Source organism: Desulfosarcina sp. (assembly GCF_055467485.1).
This window is the reverse complement of record NZ_JBUOIV010000025.1, coordinates 33,670-50,461: the sequence shown is the minus strand read 5'-3', so window position 1 is coordinate 50,461 and position 16,792 is coordinate 33,670. Positions and strand designations below refer to the sequence as shown.

Here is a 16,792-nt window from a genome sequence, read left to right as displayed (position 1 = left end):
CCATGGTTCCGGATGCCGGTATGTTGTGTATCGATGCGGACACCCGGCTGTACGCGGTCCTGGGGAACCCGGTGGGCCACAGCCTCAGCCCGGTCATGCACAATGCGGCCTTTCGTCAGACAGGTCACAACGGGGTCTATGTGGCCCTGAACGTTACGGATCTGCCCGGAGCCGTCGCCGGGATCCGGGCGCTGGGCGTCCGCGGCTGCAGCGTGACTATCCCCTTCAAGGTTGAGGTCATGGATCACCTGGACCATGTGGATCCCATGGCCCGCAAAATCGGTGCGGTGAACACCATCGTCAATGACGCGGGACGGCTTTACGGTTTCAATTCGGACGCTCCGGGTGCCATGGCCGCCCTGCTGGAGAAAACCCCGGTCATCCGAAGGCGGGTGGCCGTAATCGGTGCCGGCGGTGCCGCCAGAGCCCTGGCCCATGGGATTGCCGAACACGGCGGACAACTGACCATCGTCAACCGCAGCCAGGACAGGGGGCGCCGCCTGGCCAGCCAGCTGGAATGTGACTTCTTTCCGCTTGCCGATTTTTCGGGTGTCGGCTGCGACATCCTGATCAACACCACCTCCGTGGGCATGGCCCCCCACACGGATCAGATGCCCGTTGGCCATGCCTGTCTCAGGCCCGGCATGACCGTGATGGACATTGTCTATAATCCGCTGGAAACCCGGTTGCTGGGCGCGGCGAGGCAGGCCGGCTGCACGGTGGTGAACGGCGTCGCCATGTTCGTCCACCAGGGCGCCTTCCAGTTCGAGCGCTGGACCGGCAAAAAGGCGCCCGTCCAGCTGATGAAACAAACGGTTCTCGATGTCCTGGGAAAAAAGCAGGTGTACAAGGAAAACGAACGTCATGATTGAAATCAAGCCTCATCGCCTCGGCCACGGCCAGGTCAGTGTACCGGGATCCAAGAGCTACACTCACCGGACACTCATCGCAGCAGCCCTTTCAGACGGTCCCTGCACGATCCGCAACGCGCTGCGCAGCCAGGACACCGGGCTGACCCTGGCCGCGTTGGAAAAGATGGGGGCGGTGGTCGCCGACCATGAGCCGACCCTGGCCATCCGCGGATTGAACGGCCGGTTCAAGCCTTGCCGCGAGGCACTTTACCTGGCCAATTCCGGCACCTCCATGCGACTGCTGGCCGGCGTGGCGGCCCTGGGAGAGGGAACCTATACCTTAACGGGTACCCCGCGCATGCACCATCGGCCGATTGCCCACCTGTTGGCGGCGTTGAACCAGCTGGGCATCGATGCGCGGTCGGTGAACGGCGACGGCTGCCCGCCGATAGAGATACCGGGCGGTCAGGCTGCCGGGGGGGCGGTGGCCATCGATTGCAGCGTGAGCAGCCAGTTTCTCTCATCCCTGCTGCTCATGGCGCCGTGCACCCCGAAGGGCGTGTCCATCACAGTCTCTCACGGACCGGTGTCCCGGCCTTATGTGGACATGACCGTGGAAATATTGAGACGGTTCGGCATCAGGGTCGATCGCGACGGATACACCCGGTTTGAGGTCAATGGCGGCCAGGTCTATCGGGCAGGCGACTACACGGTGGAGCCGGATGCTTCCCAGGCGGGATACTTTTGGGGAGCGGCCGCCATTACCGGTGGCAGCGTCACCGTCAGCGGGATGTCCCTCGATTCCAGCCAGGGGGATGTGGGACTGGTCCGGGTCTTTGAGCAGATGGGGTGCCGGACGGACCGCGGGTCAGAGGGGATTACGGTGACCGGCGGCAAGCTTCGGGCCGTTACGGTGGATATGGCCGACATGCCCGACATGGTGCCGACCCTGGCGGTGGTGGCGGCATTTGCCGAGGGCACGACCGTGATTGAAAATGTCTCTCACCTCAAGGCCAAGGAGAGCGACCGTCTGGCTTCCACCTGCACCGAACTGAAGAAGATGGGCATTGCCGCCGTTGCCGAAAATGACCGGCTGCTGGTGACGGGAGGCGCGCCCCGCGGCGCAACGATCGAAACGTACGATGACCACCGCATCGCCATGAGCTTTGCCATGGCCGGGCTGGTGACTCCCGGGGTGCACATTCTGGAGCCTCACTGCGTGGAGAAGTCCTTCCCCAACTTCTGGGAGGTGTGGGAGACGCTTTACGCATGCTGACGGCCACCACGAATCTGTTTCTCATCGGATATCGCTGCACGGGCAAGACGAGCGTGGGAGAACGCCTGGCTCAGCGGCTGGGCTGGCGTTTCATGGATACCGACCGGATGGTTGTCGATACGGCCGGCGTCAGCATTGCCCGGATGGTGGCGGACCACGGCTGGCCGTTTTTCCGTGAACAGGAACGACAGGCGTTGGTCGCCGTGTCAACCGGTGACCGCCAGGTGGTGGCCACCGGTGGGGGCATCGTTCTCGATGAGCGCAATATCAGCACCATGAAGCAATCCGGAAGGGTCGTCTGGCTCACGGCCAGCGAGAAGACGATCCTGACCCGTATGCTCGACGATCCGGCCACTGCCGCCAGCCGGCCGTCGCTGACCCGTGAGGGCCTGGATGCCGAGATCGCGTCGGTGCTGGCGGAGAGAACGCCGCTCTATGAAACGGCGGCTGATCGGGTGGTCGCCACGGACCGGAGAACGGTTGCCGCGATCTGTGAACGAATTGTGGCGGCACTGGGAATAGGTAAGGAGATCGGGGGGAACCCGTCCGCGGCCCGATGACCGATGGTTGCGGTGCAGGTTTCAGCTTGGGATGAAGTCAACCGCATGAACAGGAATAGGAACCATGTCCAGTACGTTTGGAACCCTTTTACAAGTCTCCACTTTCGGCGAATCCCACTGCAAGGGGGTGGGCGCTGTTGTGGATGGATGCCCGCCGGGCATGCAGCTTTGCGAGTCGGACATCCAGCCGCAGCTGGACCGGCGCCGGCCGGGCCAGAGCAAGCTCACCACCGACCGTCAGGAGGCGGACCGGGTAACCATTTTTTCCGGTGTGGAAAACGGTGTCACCCTGGGTACGCCCATCGGCCTGTTTGTGCCCAACAAGGATCAGCGGCCCGGCGACTACCGCCAGATGAGCCGGATCCCCCGGCCTTCCCACGCGGACTTCACGTACCAGATGAAATACGGCGTGCGCGCCTCCTCCGGCGGGGGACGGTCCAGTGCCCGGGAGACCATCGGCCGGGTGGCGGCCGGCGCGGTGGCCGAAAAGATGCTCAAGGATGTCTATGGGGTTGAAATTGTCGCCTGGGTCAGCGCCGTCAGCGACATCTCGGCAACGGACGTGGACCTGCAGACCATCACCCGGCAGGCCGTTGACGGCAACCTGGTGCGATGCCCCGACGCCGCTGCCGCCGCCCGGATGGAGGCCCTGGTGGCCCGGGTCAAGGAAGACAAGGACAGTGTCGGTGGTATCGTCACCTGCGTCTGCCGCCATGTGCCTGCCGGCTGGGGCGAGCCGGTTTTCGACAAGATGGAGGCCAAACTGGCCCAGGCCATGCTCTCCATTCCCGCCACCAAGGGGTTTGAGGTCGGCTCGGGCTTTGCCGGCACCCGGCTCAAAGGATCGGTTCACAACGACCCCTTCGTGGCTGGCGACGGGCGCCTGGGAACGACCACCAACAACAGCGGGGGCATTCAGGGCGGCATCGCCAACGGGGAGCCGATTTTTTTCCGGGTGGCGTTCAAGCCGCCTGCCACCATCGGCCTTGCTCAGCAAACGGTGGATTTTGACGGCAACCCGGTGACCCTGGAGGCCAAGGGCCGCCACGACCCGTGCGTGGTCCCGCGGGCCGTGCCCATCGTGGAAGCCATGGCTGCGCTGGTGCTGGGGGATTTTGCGCTGCGCCAAAAAATGCGAGCTTAGGCAATTGTCCGTCCACAACGGGCATCTTTCGGCCTAGTCCAGCGTTCTCGCTCTGTTGAAATCCTCGACGTAGCGCTGCTACGCCTGCGGTTTCAACATCGCTGCGACCTTGGCCTGAACCGAAATCTACCCGTTGTGGACGGACAATAGGCGATTAAGGAAATGAGGAAATAAAGATTGAAACTGTCCAAACGAATTCAAACGGTCGAGGGCTCCAAGACGGCCCGGTTCATTCCGTTGCTGGATGCCCTGAAGCGGCAGGGGCGGCCGGTGATCAGCCTGGCCATCGGCGAACCGACCGACGATACGCCGGTGCCGGTGGTCGAGGCCACCAAGCGGGCCCTGGACCGCCAGGAGACCCGCTACGGCGACATGGCCGGGTTGATGGCTTTAAGGGCTGCCCTGGCCGGCCGCTTCGAGGGCTGCGAACCGGAAAACATCGTGGTTTTCAACGGATCCAAACAAGCGCTGTACACCATCTTTCAGTGCATCTGCGATCCCGGGGACCAGGTGATCATTCCCGTGCCCTGCTGGGTGAGTTTTGCCGAGCAGGTGAAGCTGGCCGGCGCCGATCCGGTTTTCGTCCCCACCATTGACCACCAGTTGGACTTGGCGGGCTTGGCGGCCGCCGTTACCGCAAAAACGAAAGCCATATTGATCAACTCTCCCAACAACCCCACCGGTGCCGTCTATCCCCGGGAGACCCTGGAGCGGGTCGCCCGCCTGGCCGTCGACCATGACCTGGTCGTGATTGCCGACGAAGCCTACGATTTTTTCGTATACGACGACCTGTCGCATTTTTCTTTATACCAACTGGAAGCGGTGCGGCAGAGGCTCATTCTCACGCGCAGTTTTTCCAAGCACTATGCCATGACCGGGTTTCGCGTAGGCTATGCCGTTGCCCCGGCAGACGTGGCGGCGGCCATGGTGCGGCTCCAGAGCCATCTGACCGGCAATGTCTGCACCTTTGCCCAGCACGGTGCCGTGGCTGCCCTGGCAATGGATGACGAACTGCTGGTCCGGCGCCGGGCGGACCTGCAGCGCAAGCGGGACCTGGCCTTCGAGCAGGTGTCCGCCATGTTTCCCTGCATCCGCCCGCAGGGTGCCTTTTACCTGTTTCCGGACATATCCGGCCAGCTTCACCGGGGGGAGACATCGGGGGATTTCGCCGCCCGGATCCTGGAAAAGACCGGCGTCGCCATCGTGCCCGGCGAGGATTTCGGCACGAACGGTCACGTGCGCATCTGTTTTGCCGCCCCTGACGATCAGTTGATGGACGCATTCAAACGAATTCGCGAGGTGTTATGAGCAGCATCGGTATCATCGGGTTCGGTCGCTTCGGCAAGCTCACCGCCCGTTACCTGTCCAAGGAATTCTCCGTGGCCGTATTTACCCGCAGCGACAAGGATGTGGCCATCAAGGCCTGCGGCGCCCGGCCGGTATCCTTTGCATCGGCCTGCCGTCAACGGATCGTGATCCTGTGCATGCCCATTTCCGCCATGCGGGACACCCTGCGGAAAGTGGCACCGCTGCTCAGAGAGGACGCTGTGGTGGTGGATGTGTGCTCGGTGAAGGTCTACCCGGTGCAATGGATGCACGAGCTGCTTCCCGCAAGCGTGTCCATCCTGCCCACCCATCCCATGTTTGGCCCGGACAGTGCGGCCAACTCACTGGTCGGCCGCAAAATCGTCCTTTGCCCGGATCGCATCGACAGTGATCGATATGAGAAAATCAGGGCCTGGCTGGAGAGCCAGGGGCTGGTGGTCATCACGGCGACAGCCCAGGAGCACGACGAGAAGATTGCCGTGAGCCTCTCCCTGACCCATTTCATCGGCCGGTCCCTGTCGGCCTTCGGCGCCCGGGATCTGGACATCGACACCGAGGGGTACAAGCGGCTCATGCACATTTTAGGGGTGGTCAGCCACGACACCTGGCAGCTTTTCGAGGACATGCACACCTACAACCCCTATGCCAAACAAAAACGCCAGGCGTTTATCGACGCCATGACCGACATACACGAAAGGCTCAGCCAATGAAAGTTGCATTTCAGGGAATCCGGGGCGCCTACAGCGAGATGGCCGTTCACGAACATTTTGGAAAAGCGGTGGAGACGGTCGGCTGCGATGCCTTCGACGATGTGTTCAATCTGGTGGAAAGCGGAGAGGTGACCTACGGCTTCATTCCCGTGGAGAATACCATCGCCGGCACCGTGGTGGAGAACTACGATCTCCTGTTTGCCAATGACATCTTCGTTATCGCCGAGGTGTATCTGCCTATCCGCCACACCCTGCTGGCCAAAAAAGGCGCCCGACTGGAGGAGATCAAGGAGGCGTTCTCCCACCCGCACGCGCTCAAGCAGTGCAAGGCGTACCTGAAGTCGAAAAACATAAAAATGGTGCCTTCTTACGACACCGCCGGCGCCGCCCATGCCGTGGCATCCGGCGATCGTATGGACTGTGCCGCGATCGCCTCTGCGCTGTGCGCCGAGATCTACGACATGGAGATCCTGGAGCGGGACATCCAAACCAACAGCTCCAACACCACCCGGTTCTTCGTGATTGCCAAAAAGGAGAACGTGCCGGAAGACCACAAGACGGGCAAAACCACCGTGGCATTCAAAACCCGCCACTATCCAGGCGCCCTGGTGGACTGTCTGAAAATTTTTCAAAAATACAACCTGAACCTCACCAAGTTGGAATCGCGGCCCATCCCTGAAAATCCCTGGGAGTATGTCTTCTATGCGGCATTCGAAGCGGGCATCGACTCGGACGAGGTCAAATCGGCCATCGGCGAACTGACCCTGCACGCCCTTTTCGTCAAGTTGCTGGGCAGTTACCCTAAAGCGGAAAAGTGCTGGTGATACGGCGTTGAACCTTCAATCCCTTCTTGACCGGTTTTATGATATTTTGTAAAAGGCCCCACTGGGGAAGTCTTTTTCAATACCACTATTCTTTTTCAATAAGGAGAAACGGCGAGATGGCTGACTATTACATTAACGTGATTCTGGATGAGGCGAAAAAGTCCACGATTAACGGTGCCGGCCTGGCAGACGAGATCGTCAACATCGGTGGAAAAGAGGCGATTCAGGTTGGAATGACTGCCAAAGAGTACAAAAAGCTCGGTAAGGGCTTTTCCGGACTGACCTGTGACGACTCCAAGGCCTGCACGCTTCCCGCCGAGGCGGAAGACAAGCTGATGGGGATCATCGCCGAGACGAAAACGCTGGATGTCATGAAGTTCGCCATCATGAAGCTCTACAACCCGCTGGCAGGCAAGGCACCCCGTTCTGCCCAGCGGTAGCTCTCTTTAATCTGCAAACCGGTTCGGTTTTCCGCCGCGCAACCCTTGCCATCCGGACCGGTTTCACTTGCTTGGGGCCCTGGTCGCACCTGCCGGGCCCTTTTTTATTATTCCCGGCCGGTGGAAGGCATCGGCGATTCAACCGCCGGCAGCAGGAAATCGATCATTGGAAATGATCAACACACTGGCCCTTGCCGTGGCCCTGGCCATGGATGCCTTTGCCGTCTCCATCGCCTCGGGGGTCTCCCTCCGGACCGTCAGCGCCCGCCAGACCTTTCGGTTGGCATGGCACTTCGGTCTTTTTCAGGCCATGATGCCCGTCATCGGCTGGAGTGCCGGGTTTACGGTCAGAAGCCGCATCGAGGCATACGACCACTGGGTCGCCTTCGCGCTGCTCGCTTTCGTGGCCCAGGGAATGCTTCGATCCGCATTCAAGGGAGAATCGGTGGAGGCAGACGCCAAGGACCCCACCAAAGGGATGACGATGGTGATGCTTTCCGTGGCCACCAGTATCGACGCCCTCGCCGTGGGCCTGAGCCTTTCCATGATCAACGTCTCCATCTGGACGCCAGCGCTGATTATCGGGCTGGTGGCCGGTGTTTTTACCACGGTCGGCATGCACCTGGGAAAAATGATCGGCAACATGGCGCAGTTGAGCCGCTGGGCGGAAATGACGGGGGGGATCGTCCTGCTGGCGATCGGCGTGAATATTCTCAGTGAGCATGGGGCGCTGGCGGCGCTTTTTCGCTGAACATGCCGTCGAGGCAACGATAGCTGCGTCACACCTGATCCATCCGCATGGCGGCGCACCGCCGCAACGTCGACAGGTTCAGCCCCGGTAGCCGCATCCTCGCGCCGTGGTCGCCGACACGTTACGATATCTTTTCATTCATGTATGGCTGATTGTCCATGGGGCTCAGCGGTCGAATTCAAGCCGCCTGCCAGCGGGACTCGGGTCGATCTTGCCGTCGATAAAGGCGAGGTGCCCGGAAACCAGGGTGGCCGCGACGCTCGACCGGAAGGTGCGTCCGGCAAAGGGTGTCCACCCGCAGTGGTAGTGCACCGGCTGGTCGTCCACGACGGAGGGTCGTTGCAAATCGACCAGCACCAGATCCGCCCAGTAACCCTCCCGAAGATACCCCCGCTCTTTTACCCCGAACAGGCGCGCCGGGTTATGGGCGGTCTTTTCCGCCACCTGCTCCAGGGAAAGCGCCCGGTCATGAACGTGCTCCAGCAGGCTGACCAGGGCATGCTGAACCAGTGGCAGGCCCGATGGCGCCTGCATGTACGAGCGCTGCTTTTCCGCAAGGGTGTGGGGCGCGTGGTCCGTTCCCACCACGTCGATTGTCCCCGCCTGCAGGGCCGCCAGCAGTTCCCGGCGGTCGGCCTCCGTTTTGATGGCCGGGTTGCACTTGATCAGGTTGCCTTTGTCTCTGTAGTCGGTTCCGGAAAAGAGCAGGTGATGGACACAGACCTCGGCGGTAATCCGTTTGGCTTCCAACGGCATCGAAGAGAGAAGCGCCAGCTCCTTGGCCGTGCTCAGGTGCAGAACGTGCAGCCGGGTGTTGCACCGCCGGGCCAGTTCCACGGCCAGGGCCGTGGAACGGTAGCAGGCCGCTTCGCTGCGGATGGCCGGGTGAAGGGCGATGGGAATGTCGTCACCGTGGATGGCCTGAAACCGACGGGTGTTCTCGTCGATAGTGGGGCTGTCCTCACAGTGGGTGGCCACGATGGTCGGGCTGTGGGTAAAGATCTGTTCCAGTGCAACGGGGTCGTCCACCAGCATGTTGCCGGTTGAGGCGCCCATGAACACCTTCACCCCGCAGGCCTGTTTCGGGTCGAGCGTTTTGACGGCCTCGATGTTGTCATTGGCGCCTCCCAGGTAGAAGCTGTAGTTGGCAAAAGAGGTGTCCCGGGCAAGGCGATGCTTCTCCTCCAACAGGGCGATGGTGGTGGTGGGCGGTGATGTATTGGGCATCTCCATATAGCTGGTGATGCCGCCGGCCACCGCCGCGCGGGATTCCGAGCGGATGTCTCCCTTGTGGGTCAGGCCCGGTTCACGGAAATGAACCTGGTCGTCGATCATCCCCGGAAACAGCGCCCGGCCGTCGGCGTCGATGACCATGCCTGCGTCCCTGCCGGCCAGATTTCCGCCGATAGCCTCGATGCGGCCGTTACGAACCAGCAGATCCTGATGGATCGACCGGCCCTCATTTACCGTCAATGCATTGGTGATAAGAATGGATGCCATGGATGCTCCCTTTCACGATGGGCAAGGGTCTCGGTTGTGGCGGGTTGCTGGAAACGGTTTCGAAAACGGTCTTTTGGCTCGACCTCACTGTTGAACCGCCACAGCGACAAAACGGAGAATCGATTGTTCAGCCAACCGGTGCTGCGTGACACGGTTCCTTTGCAGGCAGAACATCTCTTGCGGTTCGCCAGGGGTGAGGCTTCAATCCTCTTCTCACATCATCGGCATAGCCCTTTGTGCCTGCGGCCGATAACCCGGCGTTGCAGCGAGATCGAACGCCAATCTTGATCGGGTAATCAGCAGCCACTTTAGCCGGTGGCCGCCCGCTTGTCCAGACCTGACCGTGCCGGCGGCAGGGATGTATGCGGCGACCCCGCCCGGTCGGAGGGCGCACGACCCGCGCCAACCCTTTGTTCCCAATGCCGCACAATCCATGCGGCCGCGGGTGCGGGTTAATTATATGGACACCACAAGAGCCAAATGGTAAAGGTAACAAAGGGTTGATCAGGCCTTTTCTATTTTCAAACAGCGGACGGAACGCGCAGGGATGCTCGATTTTTTAAAATTCCAACCCAGACTGCCCGGGCTCAAGGATTTTCCAATGGAGTCCTACTCCACCGACTTTTCGCTGGAGCGCCTGGTCCTGGGAGTGGACAACATCCGCTGCGATGTGCGCTTGAGTCCTGCGTTCTGCAGCGCCACGGCCAAGCTGGCCGCCCTTCTCATCGAGCGTGAAACCGGCATATGGACCACTTCTGAAAGAAAGCGGCTCAGTGCACTCGCCAGAGAGCAGGAGGGCTACCGTCAACTCTACGGCCAGATCATGACCGATGCGGTCAACAAAGCCAGGGCCGCTAAAGAGATGCAGGTTGATTTTCTGGCCCAGATCGCCATTCTTTCCATGGTCCACGACGAAATCCGCAAGCAGTACGATATCTTGATCGGTCATTGTAAAAGCGCTATCCGCCGGTCGGACCTGGCCCAGCACGACGATCAGAATAAGGCGCTCACGCTAAAGGAGAACCTGGCCCATGTCCTGCAAAGCCGAGAAGCGGTGCAGCAGAAGGTGGGGCTGGAGCTTTGCGGGTATTTCAGGGAGATCCGGGAAACCGACATTCGGGAAATGCGCGAAGCGGTATTCGGCCAGGACCTGCCATTTCTGTTCGATCTGCTCACCAACCCTATCGTTCACATGGACAACCCATCCAACGACCACTTCATGATCGAAGAGTATGACCTCTGCCTGGGGCGTCGGGTCGACGATCCGGACCGCTATGAAATGATGCTCAGCCTGATGCGCAGCATCTTCGGTTTCCTTGACATGGAGGAAACCGCTGCCATCAGTTGGACACTGGACCGGCGGCGCCGGGAGATATCCGCAGCTGAATTATCGGGTAGCGATGAAGCCAAGCAATTTCAGCTGCAGCGTCTGGATCAATGGATCAAGTGCCCGGAAAATATCGACCTGCTGCTGAATCGAAAGCTGGCCAAAAAACAATACCGGGCCTTGAAACGGGCCAAGGCGGACAAGGAGACCCGCCGCGCCCACCGGTTGCGGATGAAAAACCAGCGATTGTTGATGGGTTATTTTTTCCGGCAGTTTTCACGAACCGGCCTCATGGAGCGGATTTCGGCGTCATATGAAATGCAGTCCCTTTATCGCGACTATTGCCCCCCCCTTGTTCCTCAGCAGGTGCTGCAGTACCTGATCCACCCCAAGAGTCGAAAGCTGGTGAGAAGCCGGCTCAAGCGCCTGAAACAGCTCTACGGCAAGACGTTCCGCACTTGGCCCCTCAACCGCAAGGTGGTCCAGATGGAGCGGATGGGCAGCCGCCGGAAAAAGGACTACCTGGTCCGATTCCTCCGGGCCTTCTCGCGCTATCATCGCGATTTTTGCTGCTTCACAATTTACCGTGAAGCGGCCGAGCGGATCAATCTGGTCACCGACAAGAAAATCCTGGCGCTCTCCAAGGCCAACCACACCCTGTATGAATTCCTGTTGCCCCATGAGCAGGAAATGGGCGAGAAGCCCATCATGAACCACACCATCATCAAGGCCGATATGCGCGGATCAACGGATATCACCCACCAGATGAACGAACGTGGGCTCAATCCGGCCTCCTACTTCAGTCTCAACTTCTTTGATCCCATATCCGAGATCCTTTCGGAATACGACGCCCACAAGGTGTTCATCGAAGGCGATGCCATCATCCTCTCCATTTTCGAGCGGGAGGATACGCCCAGCGGCTGGTACAGCGTGGCCCGGTCCTGCGGCATGGCCATCAACGTGCTGATGATTATCAACCGCTACAACAAGAAGAGCCAGGAATACCAGCTGCCGATCCTGGAGCTGGGCATCGGCATCTGCCACCGGGCAGAGGCGCCCACCTTTCTTTTCGACGGCGACAACCGCATCATGATATCCCCGGCCATCAACCTGGCCGACCGCCTTTCCGGGTGTCATAAATCCGTGCGGCGGATCATCCGTAAAACCAGCAGCCCCTTCAACCTCTTTGTCTTTCAGGGGACTTCGGATTCGGAAATGCAAAAGACAGCCGACGATCTCTTGCTGCGATACAACGTCAACGGCATTGAATTGAACGAGGCCGGCTTCCGCAAACTGGCTCAGGAGATCGACCTGAAGCCGTTTTACGGAGACATTCCCGCCCTTCAGCTCGAAAAGGTCCGTCTTTACACGGGCAAGTTTCCCACCAAGTCCGGCCGATACCAACGCCTGGTATTGCGCGAAGCCGACGTGCCCGCGGTCAACCCCAAGGACCTCAGCCCGCTGAAGGTGACCCACCGCAAATACTACGAGGTCTGTACCAGCCCTGCGATCTACAAGGCCACCAAACACCTGGTTTAATCTCGATATGGCGGTTGCCAGACGCCGGCTGGCGCCTCAGCCACGCTGTCAATCGGCTCGCCATGCGCATTGATGGTTCATGGGGCCTGCATGTCCCTTCCCGGCATTATTTCAGGTGGCGTGAAACCCATCCCTGGCGCCGGGGGTCAATCGAGCCAACCGGCTGGCGCCCGAAATCCGTGCCGGCGATCCCATCGGGCCGTCGCCTGTTCAGCGAAAATCAGGCAATACTGGGATAGAGGGTCACCAGCCGGTTGCCCAGCATGCTGGCCAGGCGCTGAAAGAGGGTGGCCCCTTCGGTCGGGTATTTCCCGAGAATGTCGAGAAATCGCTGCCTGTCGATTTTACTTAGGATGGTGGGCTCCAGGCAGCGGGCGGTGGCGGAGAGGGTGTCGCGACCGATAAGGCTGGACCACCCGATGATCTCTCCCGGCTGATAGGCCACGTATACTTCACGTGATTTCTCCCCCAGCGTAAGCTTGATGCGGCCTTTGATCAGGATGTAAAAGGATTCGGCCGGGTCTCCTTCCCTGAACACCACCGCCCCCTCTTCCAGGTTCTCTTTGATGGTGGTCTGCATCGCCTCCTTGACGAAGTCCGGGTCCATGCCCCAGAAAAGATCTCCTTGTTTAAGATACATGGGTGGGCCTCCTTTCCGTTAGGGGTGTTATCATGGATCCAGGAGACACCATGGATCCATGACGGGGGTGAACGCTCCTGAACTGCCGGACCCGCCCGCCGATGCGTGATCGTTAACCTGAAAAAGGTGCCGGCGCCAACACATGGGCATTTCGGAGGAGCATTGAATCAGTCGAATGAAAACAGATTATGATGTCAACCAAACGGGTTTTACGAAAAGCGCGATGTCACAGGAAAAAGAGATGGGACGCTTGGCTGGATCGAGGTTGTGCGATGGCGTGAACGGACCGCGTACGTTGCTGCAACATCTTATTTTATCAGTAAATTAAAAATAGCCCATCAGCAGGTGTCAAGTCAACTGAAAAGGCGCATGCAAACCAGCCATTGATGCGGGGATAACTTCCGGTTACCTTTTAAAAGTGAAATCTCGGGACTTGCAACATAGACCCTAAGGCGAGAATCCTTATGAGCCATGCGCTGAAGGCTGCCCTGCTGTCCGGACTGGTTTTTCCAGGCCTGGGCCAGATCATGTTAAAACACTACAAGCGTGGTATCGCCGTGGTGGTGGTGACTTTGGTCCTGATGGCCCTTTTTATGATTTACGCGGTAAACCAGGCGCTGCAAATCCTTGACCGGATCGTCGTCGAAGGCGGAGCCATCGACATGGAAGCAGTTTCAGACATTGTCGTCCGCAGCGGCACTGCTTCCGGCAGTATGATGATCAATCTTTTACTGATGTGACTGCTGGGATGCTGGCTGTTCGGCCTGGTGGATGCCTATCGGCTGGGCAGGCGAAAAGACATGGCAGGGCCATTCAAGCTGGAAAGCGCGGGCGGCCGCCCTCCTTCAACCGGCAGGCATTAATGGCTTGCCGCCTGAAGCCAGGCGACACCATTGAAGGGATTGCCAAATCGGGTCATGGCTGGACGATTCGGCATCGTAAAGACGGTATTGAAAAAAAGCGTCAGCGCCAATTTCGGTGGCATATGCTCTCAGCCGGCGAGGGTTCTTTTTATCGCCAAACCGATTTTTTCAAGGGTGTAGGGTTTTTTCAGGTATTCGTTGACGCCCAGCCGCTGCAAGGATTTGACCCGTTCGGTTTCCGAAAAGCCACTGGCAATTACTGCCTTCTGCCCGGGATTGAATGCAGCTACCCGACGATAGGTTTCCAGGCCATCAATGCCCGGATCCATGATCATGTCAAGGACCATGAGATCCACCGAGTGGCTCCTGAGATAGTCCACGGCGGCCTCCCCGCCGGAAACAGTGACAACGGTATACCCCAGTCGGTTCAGAATGGCAGACACAATCTTTCGTTGTTCCGGCATATCGTCCACCACCAGAATGCGTTGGCCGTTGCCCATGAGGGTGTCGACAGAAGATTTGTCCGTTTGCTCAGGCAAATGGTCTCGGGTAACCGGGAAGTAAAGCGTTACCGTGGTTCCTTCCCCTTCGGCGCTCCTCAAATCGATGTAGCCTTTGTGGTCCTTTACCGTACCCCACACCACGGCCATTCCCAGCCCGGTGCCGCTCCTGCCCATGACTTTTTTGGTATAAAAGGGCTCGAAGATCTGTTCAATGTCTTTGGGTGAAATTCCTACGCCGGTGTCCGATACCGTCAGGGTGGTGTACTCTCCTTCAATGACTTCATCATATCCTTTTAGGAACCGATCGACATACCGGTTTTCTGTAGAGATGATTATCTTTCCGCCTTCCGGCATGGATTCAGCGGCGTTGGAAACCAGGTTCATGACCGTTTTGGACAGGTGGACCGGAGATCCGGAGACATTGAGCAGGTCGTCGGAAAGTCGGGTTTCAACGGTTACCCGGGGATGAAAGGATACGAGTTTGGCGAATTCGGGGCTTTCCAGATATTCGGTTACGGTTCGGTTGAAATCGACAGGCACCATGGTGGCGACGCCGCGTCGCGCCAGGGTCAACAAATCCTGAACGATGGCTGCCGCCCGTTCGCCGGATTTCTGGATCGTTAAAATGGGTCCTTTCAGCGGGCTGTCGTCAGGCAGGTCCATTAGCAGCAGTTCCGGGTAACTCACGATGCCGGACAGGATGTTGTTCAGGTCATGGGCGACCCCGCCGGCCAGGGCGCCGATGGCTTCCATCTTTTTAGACCGCTGCAGCTTCTCGGCCATTTTGCGCCGCTCCTGCTCGGCCATTTTTCGGTCTGTAATGTTTTTGACAGTGCCGATGGTCACCACCCGGTTCTGGTAGTTGATGATGCCCACGTGGATGCTGGCGGTTAAGCGGGTCTGCCCATCTTTGTGCAGCAGGCGACATTCATAATTCCGTTTTACGTTTTCGCCCGCCTGTCGCCGGCGATAGCGGCCGACAACCATTTGAACATCTTCCGGGGCAATGACCCTGCTGAAATCCATGCCGATCAACTCTTCGACGGTATAGCCGGTTATGCGCGCCATGGCCTCATTGACAAACAGGAATCGGTTTTTCTCGATGAGGATCACGCCGTCCTGAATGTTGTCGATGAGCATGCGATACTTTTCTTCCGATTCCTTGAGGATTTCCTGCGCCCGCGCCTGTCGCGTAATGTCCGTATAGGTTACGAAATGCCTGCCGTTGCCCATGACGACCGTACGAAAGCTGATGATCTTTTTCAGCCCGTTTTTGCATCGGACCTCCAGCGTGAACGGCTGGACTTCGCCGATCCTGGCGGTTTCCCCCCGGTAGGTTTCCCATCTGGCAATCGCCTTCTCCCGATAAGCCATGTCCGGGTAGGCTTTTTTAAACCAGGTCGGTTTGTCCGGAATATCCGCGAGGGTGTAGCCGAACATTTCCGTGAAGGTTCGGTTGATGAAGGCGAAAGTCAGATCGGGCTTCATGATGGTAATGCCGATAGGGGCATTTTCCGCAAAGGTGCGAAAGCGTTCTTCGCTTACCTGCAGATCCCGTGATACCTGCTGTCGATGCTCGATCTCGTCCTTTACGCTGACGATCATCCGGTTGGTGACGGTCTTGAAAGACTCCAGAAGCTCGATCTCCGATTCTCCCTGGACCCGGGCATCCAGGTCTCCGGTGCCAACCCGGTGCAGGACATCGAAATGTTCGGCCAGTCCCATGGCGAACTCATGGGTCATGTCGACCATTTCGCCCATGTTCTCGGCGGTCCGGTTGACCATCTGCTTGAGTTTGACAATCAGTTCGAGGCTGGAACTTTCATTGAGCCGAACCTGGGGATCACCGGCGGAGATCATTTTCAGGGCTTCGAAGACTTCGGAGAGGCCGATGGCCATCTCCATGCTGATGGACTCCAGTTCCCGGTCTCTTTCCTGAAGCGCATTTCGTGCTTCGGTGAACTGGCGGGCCAGCATGGCGCAGGAGGCTTCCATGGCGTCCTTGTCCATGTTTTTCTTGAATACCGGGCACTTGAGGCACAGTTGAACTTTGGCCAGAAAATTATCCTGTCCGGCATCCCGGCAACGGGTGTCGTCAATCAGCCAGCAGCTCGTATTTTCCGAACCATACGCCGGGCAATCTTCTTTCGTACAGTCAAAAAAATCGTTGCATTTGATTTTGTCGCTCATGGTTCATGTTCTCGTTTGTCGCGGTGGCGAAGGGCGGTAGCGATTACCCGGCAGGGGTGAAGGCGGTTTGCTCTCGTGAATGCCGTAGCCGTGGAAGCCTCCTGTTGCCGTTCATTCGAAGAGGATCTGGATTCGCTTCCTGCCGGCTCCCTCATCCAAGATGGAGAGGAAGGTTTTCTTCAGCCGCTGACACCACACCCGCACGTCCCGCTCAAACGTCGGGCAGTCCCCAACCACTTCAAGAATGTCGCCGGGATTCATTTCAGGCGCTTTGACGGCAATTTTCAGCACCGGTTGCGGGCATTTCATACCCACCATATCCAAAATTTCCACAGCCATACGCAACTC

The 16,792-nt window shown here is 58.9% G+C and carries 15 protein-coding genes; 11 read left to right on the top strand and 4 right to left on the bottom strand.

The window, feature by feature from the left end; genetic code table 11:
* Window positions 1–2 precede the first annotated feature (2 nt).
* The 9 genes from ACZCED_RS13355 to ACZCED_RS13315 all read left to right on the top strand — a co-directional run bounded on the left by ACZCED_RS13355 (window position 3) and on the right by ACZCED_RS13315 (window position 7,882).
* The gene (locus tag ACZCED_RS13355) at window positions 3–872 is read left to right on the top strand and encodes a shikimate dehydrogenase (RefSeq protein WP_462968848.1); all 870 of its coding nucleotides are present in this window, start codon (window positions 3–5) and stop codon (window positions 870–872) included.
* On the top strand, window positions 865–2,127 hold the full coding sequence (gene aroA / locus ACZCED_RS13350) for a 3-phosphoshikimate 1-carboxyvinyltransferase (protein WP_462968849.1): 1,263 nt from the start codon (window positions 865–867) through the stop codon (window positions 2,125–2,127). Before ACZCED_RS13355 ends, aroA begins: the two co-directional genes overlap by 8 nt.
* Entirely contained in the window at window positions 2,121–2,687 is a 567-nt protein-coding gene (gene aroL, locus ACZCED_RS13345; protein ID WP_462968850.1) for a shikimate kinase AroL, read from the top strand. The genes aroA and aroL overlap by 7 nt, the downstream gene beginning before the upstream one ends.
* A 64-nt stretch (window positions 2,688–2,751) precedes the next feature.
* Complete coding sequence (gene aroC / locus ACZCED_RS13340; protein WP_464860988.1) at window positions 2,752–3,831, top strand: chorismate synthase; 1,080 nt, start codon at window positions 2,752–2,754, stop codon at window positions 3,829–3,831.
* A gap of 177 nt (window positions 3,832–4,008) precedes the next feature.
* The gene (locus ACZCED_RS13335) at window positions 4,009–5,139 is read left to right on the top strand and encodes a pyridoxal phosphate-dependent aminotransferase (RefSeq protein ID WP_464860987.1); all 1,131 of its coding nucleotides are present in this window, start codon (window positions 4,009–4,011) and stop codon (window positions 5,137–5,139) included.
* Window positions 5,136–5,867: a prephenate dehydrogenase/arogenate dehydrogenase family protein gene (locus tag ACZCED_RS13330; protein ID WP_462968853.1), complete on the top strand. Its 732-nt coding sequence runs from the start codon at window positions 5,136–5,138 to the stop codon at window positions 5,865–5,867. The genes ACZCED_RS13335 and ACZCED_RS13330 overlap by 4 nt, the downstream gene beginning before the upstream one ends.
* Window positions 5,864–6,691, top strand: a complete 828-nt coding sequence (gene pheA, locus ACZCED_RS13325; protein WP_462968854.1) for a prephenate dehydratase — start codon at window positions 5,864–5,866, stop codon at window positions 6,689–6,691. Before ACZCED_RS13330 ends, pheA begins: the two co-directional genes overlap by 4 nt.
* Window positions 6,692–6,807: 116 nt before the next feature.
* A complete protein-coding gene (locus tag ACZCED_RS13320; RefSeq protein WP_462968855.1) occupies window positions 6,808–7,131 on the top strand; it encodes a DUF6955 family protein in 324 nt (107 codons plus the stop codon).
* A 172-nt stretch (window positions 7,132–7,303) separates the two neighbouring features.
* Entirely contained in the window at window positions 7,304–7,882 is a 579-nt protein-coding gene (locus ACZCED_RS13315; RefSeq protein ID WP_462968856.1) for a manganese efflux pump MntP, read from the top strand.
* Window positions 7,883–8,047: 165 nt separating this feature from the next.
* On the opposite strand, the gene ACZCED_RS13310 is transcribed toward ACZCED_RS13315, so the two are convergent.
* A complete protein-coding gene (locus ACZCED_RS13310; RefSeq protein ID WP_462968857.1) occupies window positions 8,048–9,382 on the bottom strand; it encodes a dihydroorotase in 1,335 nt (444 codons plus the stop codon).
* 547 nt (window positions 9,383–9,929) lie between these two features.
* Between ACZCED_RS13310 and ACZCED_RS13305 the strand changes: the two genes are divergently transcribed.
* Window positions 9,930–12,248 carry a hypothetical protein gene (locus ACZCED_RS13305; protein WP_464860986.1) on the top strand — a complete coding sequence of 773 codons (2,319 nt, stop codon included), beginning with the start codon at window positions 9,930–9,932 and terminating at the stop codon, window positions 12,246–12,248.
* A 220-nt stretch (window positions 12,249–12,468) separates the two neighbouring features.
* Here ACZCED_RS13305 and ACZCED_RS13300 read toward each other — a convergent pair whose 3' ends face one another.
* Window positions 12,469–12,888, bottom strand: a complete 420-nt coding sequence (locus ACZCED_RS13300) for a cyclic nucleotide-binding domain-containing protein (RefSeq protein ID WP_462968859.1) — start codon at window positions 12,886–12,888, stop codon at window positions 12,469–12,471.
* A gap of 464 nt (window positions 12,889–13,352) precedes the next feature.
* Here ACZCED_RS13300 and ACZCED_RS13295 point away from each other — a divergent pair, with 464 nt between their 5' ends.
* Entirely contained in the window at window positions 13,353–13,628 is a 276-nt protein-coding gene (locus ACZCED_RS13295) for a hypothetical protein (RefSeq protein ID WP_462968860.1), read from the top strand.
* A gap of 251 nt (window positions 13,629–13,879) precedes the next feature.
* On the opposite strand, the gene ACZCED_RS13290 is transcribed toward ACZCED_RS13295, so the two are convergent.
* Window positions 13,880–16,444: a PAS domain-containing hybrid sensor histidine kinase/response regulator gene (locus ACZCED_RS13290; protein ID WP_464860985.1), complete on the bottom strand. Its 2,565-nt coding sequence runs from the start codon at window positions 16,442–16,444 to the stop codon at window positions 13,880–13,882.
* A 111-nt stretch (window positions 16,445–16,555) separates the two neighbouring features.
* Window positions 16,556–16,783, bottom strand: a complete 228-nt coding sequence (locus tag ACZCED_RS13285) for a sulfurtransferase TusA family protein (RefSeq protein ID WP_462968862.1) — start codon at window positions 16,781–16,783, stop codon at window positions 16,556–16,558.
* Window positions 16,784–16,792: the final 9 nt, after the last annotated feature.